The organism is Actinoplanes sp. NPDC049316, from assembly GCF_040677315.1.
Taxonomy (GTDB): domain Bacteria; phylum Actinomycetota; class Actinomycetes; order Mycobacteriales; family Micromonosporaceae; genus Actinoplanes.
Window position 1 is genome coordinate 28,835 of the sequence record NZ_JBFAQM010000024.1, and the last position, 17,002, is coordinate 45,836.

At 73.4% G+C, this 17,002-nt stretch carries 14 protein-coding genes; 12 read left to right on the top strand and 2 right to left on the bottom strand.

Going from position 1 to position 17,002, the window contains the following annotated elements:
- Position 1 precedes the first annotated feature (1 nt).
- The gene (gene treZ / locus AB0K03_RS29250) at positions 2-1,735 is read left to right on the top strand and encodes a malto-oligosyltrehalose trehalohydrolase (protein ID WP_364691121.1); all 1,734 of its coding nucleotides are present in this window, start codon (positions 2-4) and stop codon (positions 1,733-1,735) included.
- Here treZ and AB0K03_RS29255 read toward each other — a convergent pair whose 3' ends face one another.
- Complete coding sequence (locus AB0K03_RS29255; RefSeq protein WP_364691124.1) at positions 1,736-2,485, bottom strand: hypothetical protein; 750 nt, start codon at positions 2,483-2,485, stop codon at positions 1,736-1,738. It abuts the gene before it with no gap.
- A gap of 50 nt (positions 2,486-2,535) precedes the next feature.
- Here AB0K03_RS29255 and yidD point away from each other — a divergent pair, with 50 nt between their 5' ends.
- The 5 genes from yidD to AB0K03_RS29280 all read left to right on the top strand — a co-directional run bounded on the left by yidD (position 2,536) and on the right by AB0K03_RS29280 (position 8,428).
- On the top strand, positions 2,536-2,910 hold the full coding sequence (yidD, locus tag AB0K03_RS29260; RefSeq protein ID WP_364691127.1) for a membrane protein insertion efficiency factor YidD: 375 nt from the start codon (positions 2,536-2,538) through the stop codon (positions 2,908-2,910).
- 57 nt (positions 2,911-2,967) lie between these two features.
- The gene (locus AB0K03_RS29265) at positions 2,968-4,143 is read left to right on the top strand and encodes a transporter substrate-binding domain-containing protein (protein ID WP_364691130.1); all 1,176 of its coding nucleotides are present in this window, start codon (positions 2,968-2,970) and stop codon (positions 4,141-4,143) included.
- Positions 4,140-5,165: a hypothetical protein gene (locus tag AB0K03_RS29270; protein WP_364691133.1), complete on the top strand. Its 1,026-nt coding sequence runs from the start codon at positions 4,140-4,142 to the stop codon at positions 5,163-5,165. Before AB0K03_RS29265 ends, AB0K03_RS29270 begins: the two co-directional genes overlap by 4 nt.
- Before the next feature lie 136 nt (positions 5,166-5,301).
- Positions 5,302-5,979 carry a protein phosphatase 2C domain-containing protein gene (locus AB0K03_RS29275; protein WP_364691136.1) on the top strand — a complete coding sequence of 226 codons (678 nt, stop codon included), beginning with the start codon at positions 5,302-5,304 and terminating at the stop codon, positions 5,977-5,979.
- 115 nt (positions 5,980-6,094) lie between these two features.
- Positions 6,095-8,428, top strand: coding sequence for an EAL domain-containing protein (locus tag AB0K03_RS29280; RefSeq protein ID WP_364691396.1), 2,334 nt, complete (start codon positions 6,095-6,097; stop codon positions 8,426-8,428).
- 27 nt (positions 8,429-8,455) lie between these two features.
- Here the strand turns inward: AB0K03_RS29280 and hrpB are convergent, their stop codons facing one another.
- Positions 8,456-10,918, bottom strand: coding sequence for an ATP-dependent helicase HrpB (hrpB, locus tag AB0K03_RS29285; protein ID WP_364691399.1), 2,463 nt, complete (start codon positions 10,916-10,918; stop codon positions 8,456-8,458).
- 74 nt (positions 10,919-10,992) lie between these two features.
- Here hrpB and uraD point away from each other — a divergent pair, with 74 nt between their 5' ends.
- From uraD to aceB, 6 genes are all read left to right on the top strand, one after another.
- Positions 10,993-11,487: a 2-oxo-4-hydroxy-4-carboxy-5-ureidoimidazoline decarboxylase gene (uraD, locus tag AB0K03_RS29290; RefSeq protein WP_364691139.1), complete on the top strand. Its 495-nt coding sequence runs from the start codon at positions 10,993-10,995 to the stop codon at positions 11,485-11,487.
- Positions 11,474-11,836, top strand: a complete 363-nt coding sequence (gene uraH / locus AB0K03_RS29295; protein WP_364691142.1) for a hydroxyisourate hydrolase — start codon at positions 11,474-11,476, stop codon at positions 11,834-11,836. Before uraD ends, uraH begins: the two co-directional genes overlap by 14 nt.
- Before the next feature lie 3 nt (positions 11,837-11,839).
- Positions 11,840-12,700 carry a factor-independent urate hydroxylase gene (pucL, locus tag AB0K03_RS29300; RefSeq protein WP_364691145.1) on the top strand — a complete coding sequence of 287 codons (861 nt, stop codon included), beginning with the start codon at positions 11,840-11,842 and terminating at the stop codon, positions 12,698-12,700.
- Entirely contained in the window at positions 12,697-14,046 is a 1,350-nt protein-coding gene (locus tag AB0K03_RS29305; RefSeq protein WP_364691148.1) for an 8-oxoguanine deaminase, read from the top strand. Before pucL ends, AB0K03_RS29305 begins: the two co-directional genes overlap by 4 nt.
- A 166-nt stretch (positions 14,047-14,212) precedes the next feature.
- Positions 14,213-15,286 (top strand): DUF1996 domain-containing protein, encoded by a 1,074-nt coding sequence (locus tag AB0K03_RS29310; protein WP_364691151.1) that lies wholly within the window; start codon positions 14,213-14,215, stop codon positions 15,284-15,286.
- Positions 15,287-15,454: 168 nt separating this feature from the next.
- Positions 15,455-17,002: a malate synthase A gene (gene aceB, locus AB0K03_RS29315; protein WP_364691154.1), complete on the top strand. Its 1,548-nt coding sequence runs from the start codon at positions 15,455-15,457 to the stop codon at positions 17,000-17,002.

Genomic DNA, 17,002 nt, shown 5'->3' on the forward strand with positions numbered 1-17,002 from the left:
CATGAGTCTCTTCGAGGTATGGGTCCCCGAGAAGACCGTCAAACTGCGCATCGACGGGGTTGATCGCGACATGGAACGCGGCGACGACGGGTGGTGGCGCCTCGAGGTGCCCGGGGCCGGTCACGGCACCGACTACGCGTACGTGCTGCCGGAACACGACACTCCGCTTCCCGACCCGCGGTCGCGGTGGCAGCCTGAGGGCGTGCACGGCCCCAGCCGCGTCTACGACCACTCGGCCTTCGCGTGGTCGGACGGCGCCTGGACGGGCCGTCAGCTGCCCGGTTCGGTCCTGTACGAGCTGCACGTCGGCACGTTCACGCCGGAGGGCACGTTCGACGCCGCCATCGAGCGGCTGGACCACCTGGTCGAGCTGGGCGTCGACCTGGTCGAGCTGCTGCCGGTGAACTCCTTCAACGGCGAGCACAACTGGGGCTACGACGGCGTCTGCTGGTACGCGCCGCACGAGGCGTACGGCGGCCCGGACGGCCTGAAGCGCTTCGTCGACGCCGCGCACCGCAAGGGTCTCGGCGTCGTGCTGGACGTGGTCTACAACCACTTCGGGCCCAGCGGGGCGTACGCGCCGATGTTCGCGCCGTACCTGAGCGCGGCCGGCGCCAACCCGTGGGGCGCCTCGGTCAACCTGGACGGCCCGCTCTCCGACGAGGTACGCCGCTACATCATCGACAGCGTCCTGGCGTGGCTGCGCGACTACCACATCGACGGGCTGCGCCTGGACGCCGTGCACGCCCTGGTCGACCACAACGCGGTGCACCTGCTCGAGCAGATCGCCGCCGAGGTGGAGAGCCTGTCGACGCACCTGGGCCGGCCGCTGTCGCTGATCGCGGAGTCCGACCTCAACGACCCCACGCTGATCACCCCGCGGGAGGCCGGCGGGTACGGCCTGCAGGCGCAGTGGGACGACGACGTGCACCACGCCCTGCACGCGCTGCTGACCGGCGAGCGGCAGGGCTACTACGGCGACTTCGGCTCGCTGGAATGCCTGGAGACGGTGCTGACCGGGGCGTTCTTCCACGCGAACACGTGGTCGAGCTTCCGCCGGCGCCACCACGGCCGGCCGGTGGACCGCGCGCGGGTTCCGGGGTACCGCTTCGTCGCGTACCTGCAGAACCACGACCAGATCGGCAACCGCGCGGTCGGCGACCGGCTCTCGGCGACCCTGTCGCCGGGTCTGCTCCGGGTGGGCGCCACCCTGCTGCTGACCTCGCCGTTCACGCCCATGCTGTTCATGGGCGAGGAATGGGCGGCGAGCAACCCGTGGCAGTTCTTCACCAGCCACCCCGAGCCGGAGCTGGCCGAGGCGGTGCAGACCGGGCGCCGGCGGGAGTTCGCCGAGCACGGGTGGGCCGAGGCGGAGGTGCCGGACCCGCAGGACCCGGCGACGTTCGAACGCTCCAAGCTGGACTGGTCGGAGCGCGACAAGCCCGGCCACGCGGAGATCCTCGATCTGCACAAGCGGCTGATCGCGCTGCGCCGCGAGCATGCCGACCTGTCGGACCCGCGCCTCGACCGGGTCGAGGTCTGGCACGGCGACCAGCACGTGGTCATGCGCCGCGGCCGCTGCATCGTGGCGGCCAACCTGGCGAGCGTGCCGCAGACCGTGAGCCTGCGCTCGGTGCCGAGCAAGGTCCTGCTGGCCACGGAGCAGGGCGTGGTGCTGCAGCGCGACCGGATCGAGCTCCCCGCCGAGACCGCCGCGGTGGTCTTCGCGCGGTAGCTACTTGTGCGCGCTGGTGCGTGCCACCGCGGCCGGGTTCGAGTCCGCGGGGCGCGCACCGCGCCATTTCTGCCCGGCCCGGTACGCCACCGCCCGCGAGGCGTGGATGAAGCCGCTGGGGTGCAGGTCGCGCGGCGCGTTGCGGACCGGGTCGAAGGCCGGCTCGGCGTCGGTCCGGGCGGCGAGCTCCTGCCCGAACCGCACCCGGCCGAAGAGCCGGACCGCCGCGTCGCCGTCGGCCACGCCGAGCAACAGCTGCGCGCCGTCGCCGGCCGCCGCGGCCACGACCGATTCGAGCGTACGGCCGAGAGCGGCGCCGTCGAGGTCCGGCTGGACGCTGAGGTACAGCTTGCGGCCCGTGTCCGTGCGGTACGCCACGATCGTGCCGTACGTGGTGTCGAAGGTGCGGCGCGGCGTGGGCACGTGCCGCAGCCACCGGCCCCGCCCCGCCGTCGAGAACAGCAGGTCGCATCGGTGACCCGCGACAGGCCCGTGCACCCGCACCGCGACGCCGAGCACGTCCGGGTAGCCCGGCGGGGTGCCGGCGCCCTTGGAGATCCGCAGCGTCACCGGGTGCCGGCCCGGGCGGTCCAGCAGCGCGGCGCCGGCCGGCGTGCCCAGGCCCCAGACCTCGAGCTCGCCGGTGAACGACCGGCCGTCCGGATGCAGGAACCGTCGGTTCCGCGAGTGCGCGATCCGAACCCCGACGGCGACTACGCCGGCCGCCACGACAGCACGCCCGATCCTCATGCGCGCGGGGGTACCCGAAGTTCTCGCGGCCATGCGCCACCATGGTCACCATGTGGGGGCGGAAAAAGCGCAGCAAGCGCAACAAGTGGTACGACAGCTGTGACTGCAGCATCTGCGATGTCTGCGATCTCCCGTTCTGCGACTTCGGTCTGATCAGTTCGCTTCTGCTGGTGTTCGCCCGGTTCGGCCGTCCCGGCGAGGCGCCCGGCTCCGGGTCGGCGCGGGTGGTGAGCGCCGCCATCCGGGGCTACCGCCGGGTGTCGCCGCGGCTGCCCACCCGCTGCCGGTACACGCCCACCTGCAGCGCGTACGGCCTGGAGGCGGTCCGGCGGTACGGCACCCGCCGGGGGCTGTGGCTCACCGCCGGGCGGCTGCGCCGATGCCGGCCGGGTGTCGCGTACGGGACCGCGGATCCCGTTCCGTGACCTTGCTCCGGCACGATGGTCGTCGCTTGGAACGGGGACGGGAGTTCTGTGTCGACGATGGACGACGCGCGCGCCGGCGACGGCCGCGGCGAAGCGGCGGGCGGGGACGCCGCGCAGGAGCAGGCGGCGGCGGTCCGTAAGGTGGTCGTGCGCCGGCCACCACGGCAGCGCGGGGTGCCGCGGCGCTCGCTGGGTCCCCGGGAGCGCCGCGGCGAACGGGCGCTGACCCGGCTGCGGCGCACGTTCGCCCGCCCCGACGAGGTGGTGCGGACGTGGGGCGCCTCACTCGCGCCGTGGCGGCTGGCGGCCGTCGGCATGCTGATCGTGCTGGTGGTCGGGTTCTCGTGGGTGCGGCTGTTCCACGTGGGGCCGTCGTCGGTCGAGGACCTGCGGCGCGCGGCCGGCATCGACGAATGGCCGACCCTGCCGATCGGGGTCAAGGACGACCAGCCGGGGGTCGCGTACCGCAATCCGGACGGCAGCTGGAGCGGGTTCGACATCGACATCGCGTACATGATCGCCGAGGATCTTGGCTTCCGCCGCGACGAGGTGCAGTTCTTCGGCATCGAGAGCGAGGACCGGGCCCGGATGGAGGCCACGAATCTCAAGGGCGAGCCCGTGCCGGTGAAGATGGTGATCGCCAGCTACAGCATCACCGAGGACCGCGAGGCCGAGCCCAACGTCATGTTCTCCCAGTCGTATCTGCACACCGAGCAGTCGGTGATCACTCTCAAGGGTCACGCCAAGGTGGCCAGCCTCGAGGAGTTCCGCGACAAGAAGGTGTGCACATTGTCGGCCTCGACCAGCGCGGTGACCGCCGCCGCCTCCGGCGCGAAGCTGATCGGGCGTAACCGGGTGTCGCAGTGCTTCACCGAGCTGGACAGGGGAGCGGTCGACGCGGTGAGCACCGACGCCGCGATCCTCGGCGGGTACAAGGCGAAGTTCCCGGACCGGTACGACCACTGGGATCTCGGCTATGACAAGACCGAGGCGTGGGGGGTCAGCGTCGGCGACAACGTGGCGCTGAAGAAGCTCGTCGACCTCACCCTCTACCGCTCATACGCCGATCCGAAGGACTCGCGCTGGGAGCTGGCCTACCAGAACAACATCCGGCCGGAGCTCCCCGCGAACGTGGACCCGGAGAGGAAGCCGGTCCCGCTCGCGCGCCCGCAGCAGCCGTTCACCGCGCGGCCCGACATCCGGGAGCTGCCCTGGGAGGAGCTCGCCCCGTGAACGGCGTGCAGGTCGTCGACCGCCGGCCGCGCCTGCGCCGGGCCCAGCTGAACTGGCTGCTCACCGCTCTGCCGGCGTTCCCTCTGGTGCTGCTCGTGCTCCGGCTGTGGTACCTGAGCCGCCAGGACCTGCCCACGATGCTGTTGCTGGTGCAGTACATCAGCCCGCTGGGCATGATCAGCGCGCTGGTCATCACGCTGATCTGGGCCGTGCCGGCGGTGGTCCTGGTGCTGCGTACGCTCGGCGGCCTGCTGCTCGTCAGCGCGCCCGACCCGGACGACGCCGCCCGGCGGTCCCTGCTGGCGCTGACCGCCCTGCGGATGCCCGACTGGGTGGTGGCGCTGGCCGTGGGTCTCGCCGGCTTCACGTGGCAGATGCGCATGCTGCCCACCCTGCTGATGCTCGTGGTGGCGATCCTGGGGCTGACCGCCGTGCAGCGCTATCCGGACGGGCACCGGCCACTGCTGGTCGCCACCCTGGTCGTGCCGATCGCGCTCGGCCTGCTGGAGCTGCTGTGGGTCTGGCCCGGCATCCGGATGGCCCTGTCCGCGGGAGAGGCCGGCACGGCGATCCTGCTGGGGGTGCCGCCGCTGCTCGGGTGGCTGCTCACCGGGCCGGTGCCGGCGCGAGCCGCCCGCCTGGCCACGCACTGGCCGGCCGTGGGCGCCGCGCTGGTCGCCCCGTTCGTCGTCGGCGTGGTGTTCCTGCGGGCGCCGGTGCTGCCGAACAGCGCCGTCGAGATCCGGGACGGCGATACGCCGGTGCAGGTCGTCCGCGGGCAGCTGATCACCGTCGACGACACGGCCACCACGATGCTGCGGCGCGGCGGCGAGGTGGTGTTCATCCCGAACGCGCAGGTGCTCTCCAAGACCCTGTGCCCCGAGCCGGTACGCCCCCAGCAGAGCCGGATCACCGTACGCGGATGGCCCGTCGACCAGTCGGCGCTGGGGTGGGCCGCGCCGACCCGGCCGGTGACCGACGTCGACCCGCGCTGCCTGGGCCGCCCGCTGAACTCCGGTTGACGTACCCTTTTTCGCAGTTGGCGGGCAGTTGTGGCGGCGTGCCGCCGACCACCTGCAGACAGGCTGGACCCGACCTGGCAGGCTGCACGCCATGACCTTGCACCTGCGGTGGGCAGCCGTCACCGATAGAGGCCACGTGCGAAGCAGCAATCAGGACTGCTACTACGCCGGTGACCGGTTGCTGGTCGTGGCGGACGGCATGGGCGGAATGGCCGCCGGTGACGTGGCGAGCCGCATCGCCGTCGAGGCCATGGCGTCGCTCGACGTGCCGATCGACAACGACCACCAGATGGACGCGCTGCACAAGGCCCTCGAGGTGGCGAACGGGCGGATCGCCGAGACCGTCGCCGGTGACGCGGCGTTGCAGGGCATGGGCACCACGCTCACCGCCGTGATCTTCTCCGGCGACCGGGCCGCCCTCGCCCACGTCGGCGACAGCCGGGCCTACCTGCTGCGCGACGGCCGGCTCAACCAGCTGACCAAGGACGACACGTACGTCCAGATGCTGGTCGACCAGGGGCTGATCCGGCCCGAGGAGGCGGGCAGCCACCCGCGGCGGGCCGTGGTGACCCAGGCGCTGCAGGGCGAGCCGGTGAGCCCGTCGTACGTGATCGTGGAGCCCGAGCCCGGCGACCGGTGGCTGCTGTGCAGCGACGGCCTCACCACCGTCGTCCCGGCCGAGCGCATCGAGGCCGAGCTGCTGGCCTGTGACGGCCCGCAGAACTGCGCCGAGCGCCTGGTCGACCTCGCGCTGCAGGGCGGCGGCCCGGACAACGTCACGGTGATCGTCGCCGATCTCACGCTCGAGGGCTGAGCCCGGCTCGCACCCGCACGGCGCACCTTCTCGCAGGTGGCCGCGGCTGCGGTACCTTACTGCGGTCGTGCACCGGTGGGGGTGGCGCGATCGGGACGGTGCGCAGCGGGTGGTGATGACGACGGGACGGCTGTCCGTGCGGTTGGTCGTGGCGCTGGCGCTCGTCGCCGCCGTCACGGCCGTCGGCGCGTACGCCGTGCCACCCGGCGCCGGTCAGCGGCTCTACGGTCACGCCGCCCAGTTCGCGGCCGGGACGCTGGCCGCGTACGGGTGCTTCGCCGCCGCCCGCGACCGGGCCGGGCCGCGTGCCCGCTGGCGGGTGCTGCTCGGCGTGGGGCTGGCCACGTGGGCGCTGGCCCGGTTGTGGTGGACCGTCCGCGATGTCGCCGGGCCGGGGCGGGACACGACCGTCACGATCGTCGACATCGGCTTCCTGACGCTGCCGCTGTTCACCCTCGCGGCGCTGCTGGCCGGCTCGATGGCGCTGCCCCGGCCCGCGCAGTCCTCGCTGCGCCGCGACCGGGTCGTCCTGCTCATCGACAGCGTGCTGATCGGCGGCTCGCTGCTCGCGCTCGTCTGGTCCGCCGTGCCCGGGTGGCTCGTGGACGAGGCCGGGCGCCACCCCGTGGTGGTGGGGGTGGCCGCGGCGTACCCGGTCGTGGACCTGGTGATCGTCGTCGCGGGGCTGCTGCTGCTCACCACCCGCCCCTCGTCACGCGCCGGACGGGTGCCGCTGCGGCTCATGGTGCTGGCCATGGCCGCGCTGGGCTGTTCCGACACCCTGCGGCTGCTGCGCCTCGACGCCGGCGGGCTGAGTCCGCTCGAGTCCGCCGGATACCTCGCCGGGCCCGCGCTGCTGGCGCTGGCGGCGCTGAGCAACACCGGGCTGGGCGAGACGGCGGCCCCCGACCGGGCCGACGCGGAGTGGCTGCACCTGCTGCTGCCGTACGTGCCCGTGGTGGCCACCGGCATCGTGATCGCGGTGCGCACCGGCGCCGGCGGGCAGCTCACCTCGTACGAGGCGTATCTCGGCTGGCTGGGCCTGGGGCTCGTGGTGGCGCGGCAGATGTTCACCATCGTGGACAACACCGTGCTGCTCGCGCGGGTGTCCGAGGGCCGCCAGCGGCTGCACCACCAGGCGTACCACGATCCGCTGACCGGCCTGGCCAACCGGGCGCTGTTCCGCGAGCGGCTGGTGCTCGCGCTGGACGCGTACCGGTTCAAGGAGGTTCCGGTCGCCCTGCTCTTCGCCGACCTGGACGACTTCAAGCTCATCAACGACGGCTTCGGCCACGCCATGGGCGACCGGCTGCTGCGCGGGGTAGCCGAGCGGCTGCTCGCCTGCGTCGGGCCCGAGGACGTGGTGGCCCGGCTGGGCGGCGACGAGTTCGCCGTGCTGCTGCAGTGCCGGGGGCCGGAGGCGGAGGAGACCGGGCGGCGGATCCTGGTGGCGCTGCGGGAGCCGTACGTGCTCGACGGCCACTCGGTCGGGGTCAGCGCGAGCCTGGGTCTGGTGCTGCCCGAGCCGGGCGACCGGGAGCTGTCGGCGGACGTGCTGCTGCGCCGCGCCGACGCGGCCATGTACGTGAGCAAGCGCCGCGGCAAGAACGACCTCGCCCGCTACTCCGGGGCGGCGGACGGCGGCCCCAACGCCGACCTGCCGCACCTGCTGGCCCGCGCCCTGTCCGGCGACCCCGCCGAGTACGGCTTCGAGGTGCACTACCAGCCGATCGTGCGGCTCGCCGACGGCGCGGTCGTGGCGGTGGAGGCGCTCGCCCGCTGGACCGACCCGGAGGCGGGCCCGGTCGACCCCGACGTGTTCGTGACCGTCGCCGAGCGCACCGGGCTGGTCGCGGGGATCGACGACTTCGTCCTGGACCGGGCGTGTGCCGACGCGGCGGCGCTGGCGAACACGTACGGGCGCCCCATCGACGTGCACGTCAACGTCTCCGCGGCCCGGCTCGGCCGGCACGGGGTGCAGGAGGCGGTGCTGCAGGCGCTGGAGCGGCACGCCGTACGCCCGTCCCGGCTCGTCGTCGAGATCACCGAGACGCTGCGCATCCCGGACCTCCCGCGTGCCGTGGAGGTGCTGGAGCACCTGCGCCGCCGGGGCGTACGCGTGGCCCTGGACGACTTCGGCAGCGGCTGGAACGCGCTGGCCCAGCTGCACTCGCTGCCGGTGGACATCGTCAAGCTCGACTCCTCGCTGACCGATGTGGACGTCGCGGAGCGCGCCGGGGCGCTGTGCCGCTCGGTGCTGCGGATCTGCGCCGATCTGCAGATCGCGGTGATCGCCGAGGGCATCGAGACGCCGGCCCGGGCCGCCGCCCTGGCGGGGCTGGGCTGCCGGCTCGGCCAGGGATATCTGTTCGGGCAGCCGGGGCCCGCGCGGGGGATGGGCGTTCCCACCCAGCAGGGCCCGGCATCGACGGCACACCTAGCCTCCTAGGATGCTGTAGGGGCGGTGCGGCCCGGCTCAGGACGAGCGGCGGTTCGTCCGTTTCGTGGGCTCGGCGGCGAACGGGTCCTCGGGCCACGGATGGCGCGGGTAGCGACCACGCATCTCGGCGCGCACCTGCGGGTAGGCGCCGGTCCAGAACGACGCCAGGTCGCCGGTCACCGCCAGCGGCCGCCCGGCGGGGGAGAGCAGGTGCAGGACCACCGGCACCCGGCCGTCCGCGAGCCGCGGCGTGTCCTGCCAGCCGAACGTCTCCTGCAGCTTGACCGCGAGCACCGGCGCGGCCGGGTCGGTGTAGTCGACGCGGACCCGGGAACCGCTCGGCACCGGCAGGCGTTCGGGGGCCACCTCGTCGAGGCGGCCGGCGACCTGCCACGGCAGCAGCTCCCGCAGGGCGGCGGCCACGTCGATGCGGGCCAGGTCGGCGCGGCGGCGGGCGTTGCCCAGGTGCGGCCAGTCCGTCGCCGTCAGCGCCTCGTCCGACACGTCCGGCCACGGGTCGCCGAGCGCCGCGTGGGCGAACGCCATGCGCTGCCGTACCTCCGTCGCGGTCCGGGTCCAGGTGAGCAGGCCGAGCCCTTCGCGCCGCAGCCCCTCGCGCAGCGCCGCACGGAGCAGGGCCGGGTCGGGATCGTCGAGGCGCCGCTCGGCCAGGACGATCGCGCCGAGCCGCTCCACCCGCCGGGCCACCACGTCGCCGTCGGTCCAGCCGATCTCCGTCGCGGTGGCGGCCAGCGTCGCGGCCGCCTCGCGGGCGGCGGCCTCGTCGAGCGGGGCGGCGCTGCGGATACGCGCGGACCGGGCGCCCGGTGCCCGGTCCGCGTCGGCCACGGCCAGCCAGGTCGTCCCCGCCAGCCCGCTGCCGCCGGTCAGCTCCGCGGCGGTCCCGCCGGTCATCAGGTACGCCGGGGAGCCGGGCTGCCGTGCCCTGGCGACCCTTTCCGGGTACGCGAGACCCACGACCAGTCCCGCCGCCAGGTCGTCGGTCGACGGCCGGCCGGACGCCTGGATCCCCGCCCGGTCCAGGACGGCCGACAACCGGCGTACCTCGGTTCGCCAGGCGCCGTCGCCCGAACGGGCCCGGCGCCAGGCCGCGATCAGATCGTCCGCGAGCCGGTCGGCGTCGAGCAGGGCGACGATCTCGGCGGCCCGGCGGGCGCCGACGAGCGGGGCGCCGTCGAGCAGCGCCCGGGCCAGCCGCGGGTGCAGGCCGGCGTCGGCGAGCAGCCGTCCGCGGGGCGTGACGCGGCCGGCCGCGTCGATCGCGCCCAGCGCCCGCAGCGTGCCCGTCGCCGCCTGGAGCGCGCCGGCCGGCGGCGCGTCGGGCAGGGCCAGGCCGTGGCCGTCGGGATGTCCCCACAGCGCCAGGTCGAGCGCGAACGACGTGAGGTCGGCCGTGGCCACCTCGGGCTCCGGCTGGGCGGGGAGGCGGTCGTGCTGCGCCTGGGACCAGCAGCGGTACACGCGTCCGGGCGCCTCGCGTCCGGCCCGTCCGGCGCGCTGGGTGGCCGCCGCGCGGGACACCGGCACGGTCACCAGGGCACCCAGGCCGCGGCTGTGGTCCATGCGGGGCACGCGGCTGAGGCCCGCGTCGACGACGGCGCGGACCCCGGGGACGGTGAGGCTGCTCTCGGCGACCGCGGTGGCGAGCACGATCCGGCGGGTGCTGCCCGGCCGCAGCGCCGCGTCCTGCTCGTTTCCGGTCTGGCGGCCGTGCAGCGTGACCACCTGCACCCCGGCGCCGCCGAGCAGTCCGGCGACGGTCGCGATCTCGCGGGCGCCCGGCAGGAACGCGAGGACGTCGCCGTCCCCGTCGGCCAGGGCGCGGCGGATCGTGGCGGCGACGTGGTCGAGCAGCCGCGGGTCGACCCGGAGGCCGTGCGGCGGGGAGACGGGTTGCGGCGGCGGGCACCAGTGCACCTCGACCGGGTGCAGGGCGGCGGACGCGGTGACCACCGGCGCGTCGCCGAGCACCTCGGACAGGCGCCCGGCCTCGGCCGTCGCGGAGGTCGCGAGCACGCGCAGGTCGGGGCGCAGGGCGGCGCGGACCTCGACGAGGAAGGCGAGGGCGAGGTCGGAGTCGAGGTGCCGCTCGTGGCACTCGTCCAGGATCACCGTGGCCGTGCCGGCCAGCTCGGGGTCGCGCTGCAGGCGGCGGACGAGGACACCGGTGGTGACCACCTCGACGCGGGTGTCCCGGGAGACCTTGCGGTCGCCGCGGACCGTGTAACCGACCCGGGCGCCCACCTGCTCGCCGAGCAGCGTGGCCATCCGGCGGGCCGCGGCCCGGGCGGCCACCCGGCGGGGCTCGGCCACGATCACCCGGCCGTCGCCGGGGCCGGTCAGGGTCAGCGGCACCACGGTGGTCTTGCCGGTGCCCGGCGGCGCCACGAGCACCGCCGCGCCGCGGCCGGCCAGCGCGGCGCTCACCTCGGGCACGGCCGTACGCACGGGTAGGTCCGGCAGGGCGTCGGCGGGGATCAGCACCGGACAAGTCTGGCGTACGGGCAGCGACGGCTGTGGTTGACTGTCCGTCGGAGATCCGGGGGTGATCGGTGGACCGCGTCGAGGCGTTCAACTCCCTGCCCGCGGGGGACCTGTCCGCCGTGTGCGCGGCTCCCTCCTGGGTCGCCGCGATGACTGCGGGGCGCCCGTACCCGTCCCGGCAGGCGATCGTGGCCGCGGCGGAGGCCGCGCTGCGCGACCTGAGCTGGCCCGGCGTGCTGGCGGCGCTGTCCGCCCACCCGCGGATCGGCGAGCGCGCCGCGGGCGACTCGAAGGAAGCCGCCTGGTCGCGCCGGGAGCAGTCCGCGGCGGCCGGCTCGGACGAGGCCACGACCGCCGCGCTGGCCGAGCTCAACCGGGCGTACGAGGAGAAGTTCGGGCACGTGTTCCTGATCTTCGCGAGCGGCCGGAGCCGGGCGGAGATCCTGGCGGCGGCGCGCGAGCGGCTCGGCAACGACGAGGCGGCCGAGCGGCCGATCGTGGCGGAGCAGCTGCGCCGGATCGCGCTGCTGCGGCTGGAGAGGCTGCTCGATGAGCTCGGGTGAGCGGTTCGAGGCGGAGGCCCGCGCGCGGATCTCCACGCACATCCTGGACACGGTCTCCGGCGAGCCGGCCCGCGACGTGTACGTGCGCCTGGAACGCCGCGACTCCGACGGCTGGCGGCTGCTCGCGGAGGGGCGTACGGATGACGACGGCCGGCTGAAGCACCGCCTGCCGGTGCACGACTGGCAGGCCGGCGGCTACCGGCTGGTGTTCTACGTGGAGCCGTACCTGGGCGGGGAGGCGTTCTTCCCGGAGATCACCGTGGCGTTCCAGGTCCACGATCCCGACCGGAACTACCACGTGCCGCTGTTGCTGAGCCGCTACGGCTACACCACCTACCGAGGGAGCTGACGCGTGGCGATCGTGCTGGGACCCAACCGTTACGGCAAGGCGGAGACCCGGCTCGTCCAGGTCACCCGGGACGGCGACACGCACGGGCTGACCGAGTTCACCGTGAGCACGGCGCTGTCCGGGGACCTGACGGCGACCCACCTGACCGGCGACAACGCGGGGGTCCTGCCGACCGACACCATGAAGAACACCGTGTACGCGTTCGCCAAGCAGCACGGCGCGGGCCAGCCGGAGGCCTTCGCGCTGCTCCTCGCCCGGCATTTCGTGGGCACCCAGCCACAGGTGGTCCGCGCCCGGGTGACGATCGAGTCGGCCGGGTGGGAGCGCCTCGGGCCGCACTCGTTCCGGCGCAAGGGCGACTTCACCCGCCTGTGCGCCGTCACGGTGGAGGAGGGCTTCACGCAGGTGGTGTCCGGCCTCAAGGACCTCGTGGTGCTGAACTCGACCGCGTCGGAGTTCCACGGCTTCCGCCGGGACCGCTACACGACGCTGGCCGAGACCACCGACCGGATCCTGGCCACCGAGGTGGACGCGCGCTGGCGGCACCTGTCCGAGGCCGCGGACTGGGCGGAGTCGTTCGAGAAGGCCAAGGACGCGCTGGTGAACGCGTTCGTCAACACGTACAGCTATTCGTTGCAGCAGACGCTGTTCTCGATGGGCAGCCGGGTGCTGGAGAGCCGGCCCGAGATCGCGGAGATCCGGCTGGCATTGCCGAACAGGCATCACTACCTCGCCGACCTGTCGCCGTTCGACCTGGTGAACCCGGGTGAGGTGTTCATCGCGGGGGACCGGCCGTACGGTCTCATCGAGGGCACGGTGACCCGCGACGACGCGCCGCCGGCCCGCGCGGAGTGGTACCTGTGATCGTCATCGAGAACGCGGCGGTGGCCACGGTGGACGCGGCCGGCACGGAGTTCGCCGACGGTCACGTCGTCGTCGGCGACGACGGCCGGATCGTGACGGTGGGCTCCGGCCACGCGGGCCGCTTCCACGGCTCCGTACGCGTGGTCGACGGCACCGGCTGCCTGGTGACCCCAGGGCTGGTGAACACCCACCACCACCTGTACCAGTGGGCGACTCGAGGCCTGGCCCAGGACGAGACCCTGTTCGGCTGGCTCACCACGCTGTACCCGATCTGGGGCCGCCTCGACGCCGAGACGGTCGGCGCGGCGGCGGCCGCGGGCCTGGGCTGGCTGGCGCTGTCCGGCTGTACGACCAGCATGGACCATCACTACGTCTTCCCCCATGACGGCGGTGACGTGTTCGCCGCGGAGATCGAGGCGGCGCGGCGGATCGGGCTGCGCTTCCACCCGACGCGCGGATCGATGGACCTGGGCGAGTCGCAGGGCGGCCTGCCGCCGGATCACGTGGTCGAGGAGACCGAGGCCGCGCTGGCCGCCACCGAAGCGGCCGTCGACCGCTGGCACGACCCTTCGCCGGAGTCGATGCTGCGGATCGGCGTCGCGCCGTGCTCGCCGTTCTCGGTGACGTCGCGGCTGATGCGCGAGGCCGCGGATCTGGCCCGGCGCAAGGGCGTACGCCTGCACACCCATCTCGCCGAGACCGCCGACGAGGAGGACTTCTGCCGGGAGAGATTCGGCTGCACCCCCGTCGAGTACGCCGAGAGCCTGGGCTGGCTCGGCGCGGACGTGTGGCTGGCGCACGGCGTACACCTGGACGACGCAGCCGTGGCGAGGCTCGGCGCGACCGGCACCGGCGTCGCGCACTGCCCGAGTTCGAACGCTCGCCTCGGCGCCGGCCTGGCGCGGGTGCGCGACCTGCTCGACGCGGGCGTGCCGGTGGGCCTGGGGGTGGACGGCTCGGCGTCGCAGGAGGCCGCGCACCTCGGTGAGGAGCTGCGCCAGGCCCTGTACGTGGCCCGGCTGCGCGGCGGTCCGGCGGCGCTGACCGCGCGGGAGTCGCTGCGGATGGGCACGATCGGCGGGGCGCGCTGCCTGGGCCGGCAGGACGACCTCGGTTCGCTGGAGGCCGGTAAGCTCGCCGACCTCGTGCTGTGGCGCCTCGACGGCCTCGGCCACGAGGGCATCGACGACAAGGTGGCGGCGCTGGTCCTCGGTCCGCCGGCGCCGGTGGAGCTGGCGCTGGTCGGCGGCCGCCCGGTGGTCGAGCGCGGCGAGCTGGTCCATGCCGACGCGGAGGCGCTGGCCCGCGGGGCGCGCCGCGCGCATCGACGGTTGCTGCGCACTTAAGGAAGACTTAAGGATCCGGTCTCGGGAAAATGTTATCCGGAATGGGAATCGCGTCGACCAGCGACGCTTCCGGAGGGCATTCTGAAATGTTCTTTCGCGACTTGATGCAAGTGGCTTGAGCTGCGCATACTCCTTCGCGGAAACGCTCTGAAGCGAAGGAATTGTGATGAAGAGGCGCCGACACATCACCCGTATCTTCCTGACCGCCGCGGTCGCCGTGGCTCTCGGTGGCAGCGGCATCTACGTCGCCGGCGCCAGTGCCGAGGAGACCTCCGTTCCGGGCCGGCTGCAGGCCGAGGCGTACGCCGCCCAGTCCGGCGCGCAGACCGAGGGCACCGGCGACGCCGACTGGTTCACCCTCGGCTCCGCTGCGGCTTCGGGTGGTGGGTGGGTCACCATCGACAAGGCCAAGTGGGACAAGCAGCTCGTCGAGTACAACGCGACCGTGGCGAAGCCCGTGCCGGCCGGCAACGTGCGCGTGCCCGAGTTCAACGCCGGCTGCAAGGTCAGCCACCGCCTCCCCGACGACCCGATCGTCTTCCCCGGCATGGCCGGCGCCTCGCACCTGCACACCTTCATGGGCAACAAGAGCACCAGCGCCGCCTCGACCAACGCGTCCCTGTTCGCCGACCTGGAGACCAGCTGCGAGCCGAAGGAGGACCGGTCGGCGTACTGGATCCCCACGCTGCTGGAGAACGGCAAGCCGGTCGACCCGCACGGCGTCACCGTCTACTACGGCTCCCGGCTCAAGGACCCGACCAAGACCGTGCCGTTCCCCGAGGGCTTCCGGATGATCGTCGGCGACGCCAAGAAGCAGGTCGCCACTCCGCAGGGCGCTCCCGGCCAGTTCTGGTGCGCCGGCGTGGGCGGCGAGACCGGCCGCAGCGCCGACGGCAACTGGCCGGTGTGCGCGAAGACCGCGGAGCTGACCTACCAGCTGACCTTCCCCGACTGCTGGGACGGCGTACACCTGGACAGCCCCGACCACAAGTCGCACGTCGGCCCGACCGGGCCGGACGGCACCTGCACGAGCGGCAGGTTCCCGGTCGCGATCCCGTCGCTCTCCTTCGTGATCGGCTACCCGGCCAGCGGCAGCAGCGCCGGCTTCCAGCTGGCCAGCGGCATGGCCTCGTCGATGCACGGCGACTTCATGAACGCCTGGGAGACCAAGCCGCTGGCCGAGCGGGTGCGCAACTGCATCACGCAGAAGGCCAAGTGCGACTCCTCCGGCGCCTTCTGACCTCTTCCGGTCATCCCCAGCCGGAGGAGTGGTAAAGCAGCGGCCCCCGGTTCCCCGCGGGGGCCGCTGCGCCGTCTCTGCGAGACGTTGTCCACAGCCCGGGGGCGGGTGGCTGCGCGGACCGATACGGTACGGGAAAGCCTTCGCCGTTGAAGGGAGTCGCCGCCCGTGACCGAGATCCTGTCCGACGAGGCAGTGGCGTTCGTCGCCGACCTGAACCGCCGCTTCCGTCCCCGCCGCAACGAGCTGCTCGCGGCCCGCGCCGAGCGCCGCGCCCACATCGCCGCCGGTGGATCGCTCGGCTTCCTGCCCGAGACCGCCGAGATCCGCGCCGGGGACTGGACCGTGCCGCCCGCGCCGGCCGACCTCACCGACCGGCGGGTCGAGATCACCGGTCCGACCGAGCGCAAGATGACCATCAACGCGCTGAACTCCGGCGCCAAGGTGTGGCTGGCCGACATGGAAGACGCGAACACCCCGCACTGGGCGAACGTGGTCGACGGCCAGCAGAACCTCCACGACGCGATCCGGCGCACCATCACGCTGGACACCGGCGCGAAGACCTACGAGCTCGGCGAAGGGCCATTTCCGACGATCGTCATGCGTCCGCGTGGCTGGCACCTCGACGAGCGGCACCTGCCCGTGGACGGCGAGCCGGCCGTCGGCGCCCTGGTCGACTTCGGCCTCTACTTCTTCCACAACGCCGCCGAGCTCCTCGCCCGGGGCAGCGGGCCCTACCTCTACCTGCCCAAGATGGAGTCGCACCACGAGGCCGCCCTGTGGAACGACGTCTTCACCTACGCGCAGGAGGCGCTGGGCATCCCGGTCGGCACGATCCGCGCGACCGTGCTCATCGAGACGATCCCCGCCGCGTTCGAGATGGACGAGATCCTGTGGGCGCTGCGCCCGCACATCTCCGGGCTCAACGCCGGCCGGTGGGACTACCTGTTCAGCATCATCAAGTATTTCCGCGACAACCCGGCGATGGTCCTGCCCGACCGCGCGGCGGTCACGATGACGGCGCCGTTCATGCGGGCCTACACGGAGCTGCTGGTGGCCACCTGCCACCGGCGCGGCGCCTTCGCGATGGGCGGCATGGCGGCGTTCATCCCGAGCCGGCGCGACCCGGCCGTCAACGAGGTGGCGCTGGCCAAGGTCCGCGAGGACAAGGAGCGCGAGGCCGGGGACGGTTTCGACGGCTCCTGGGTGGCGCACCCCGACCTCGTGCCGGTCTGCCGGGAGATCTTCGACCGGGTGCTCGGCGACCGGCCCAACCAGCTCGACAAGCAGCGCCCCGACGTCGACGTGGCGGCCGAGGACCTGCTCAACGTGGCGGCCACCGGCGGCGCGGTGACCGAGGCGGGCCTGCGCAACAACGTCTCCGTCGCCCTGCAGTACCTGGAGGCCTGGCTGCGCGGCAACGGCGCGGTCGCGATCTTCAACCTCATGGAGGACGCGGCCACGGCCGAGATCTCCCGGTCGCAGGTCTGGCAGTGGATCCACAACGACGTGCGGCTCGAGGACGGCACGCCGATCACCGCCGACCTGGTGGGACGCATCGAGGACGAGGAGCTCGCCAAGATCCGCGAGGCGGTGGGCGACGAGGTGTGGGCCGCCGGCCGCTTCGACGACGCGCGCAAGCTGTTCGAACGCGTCGCGCTCGCCGACGACTTCGCCGACTTCCTCACCTCCGCCGCGTACGACTCCATCGACTGA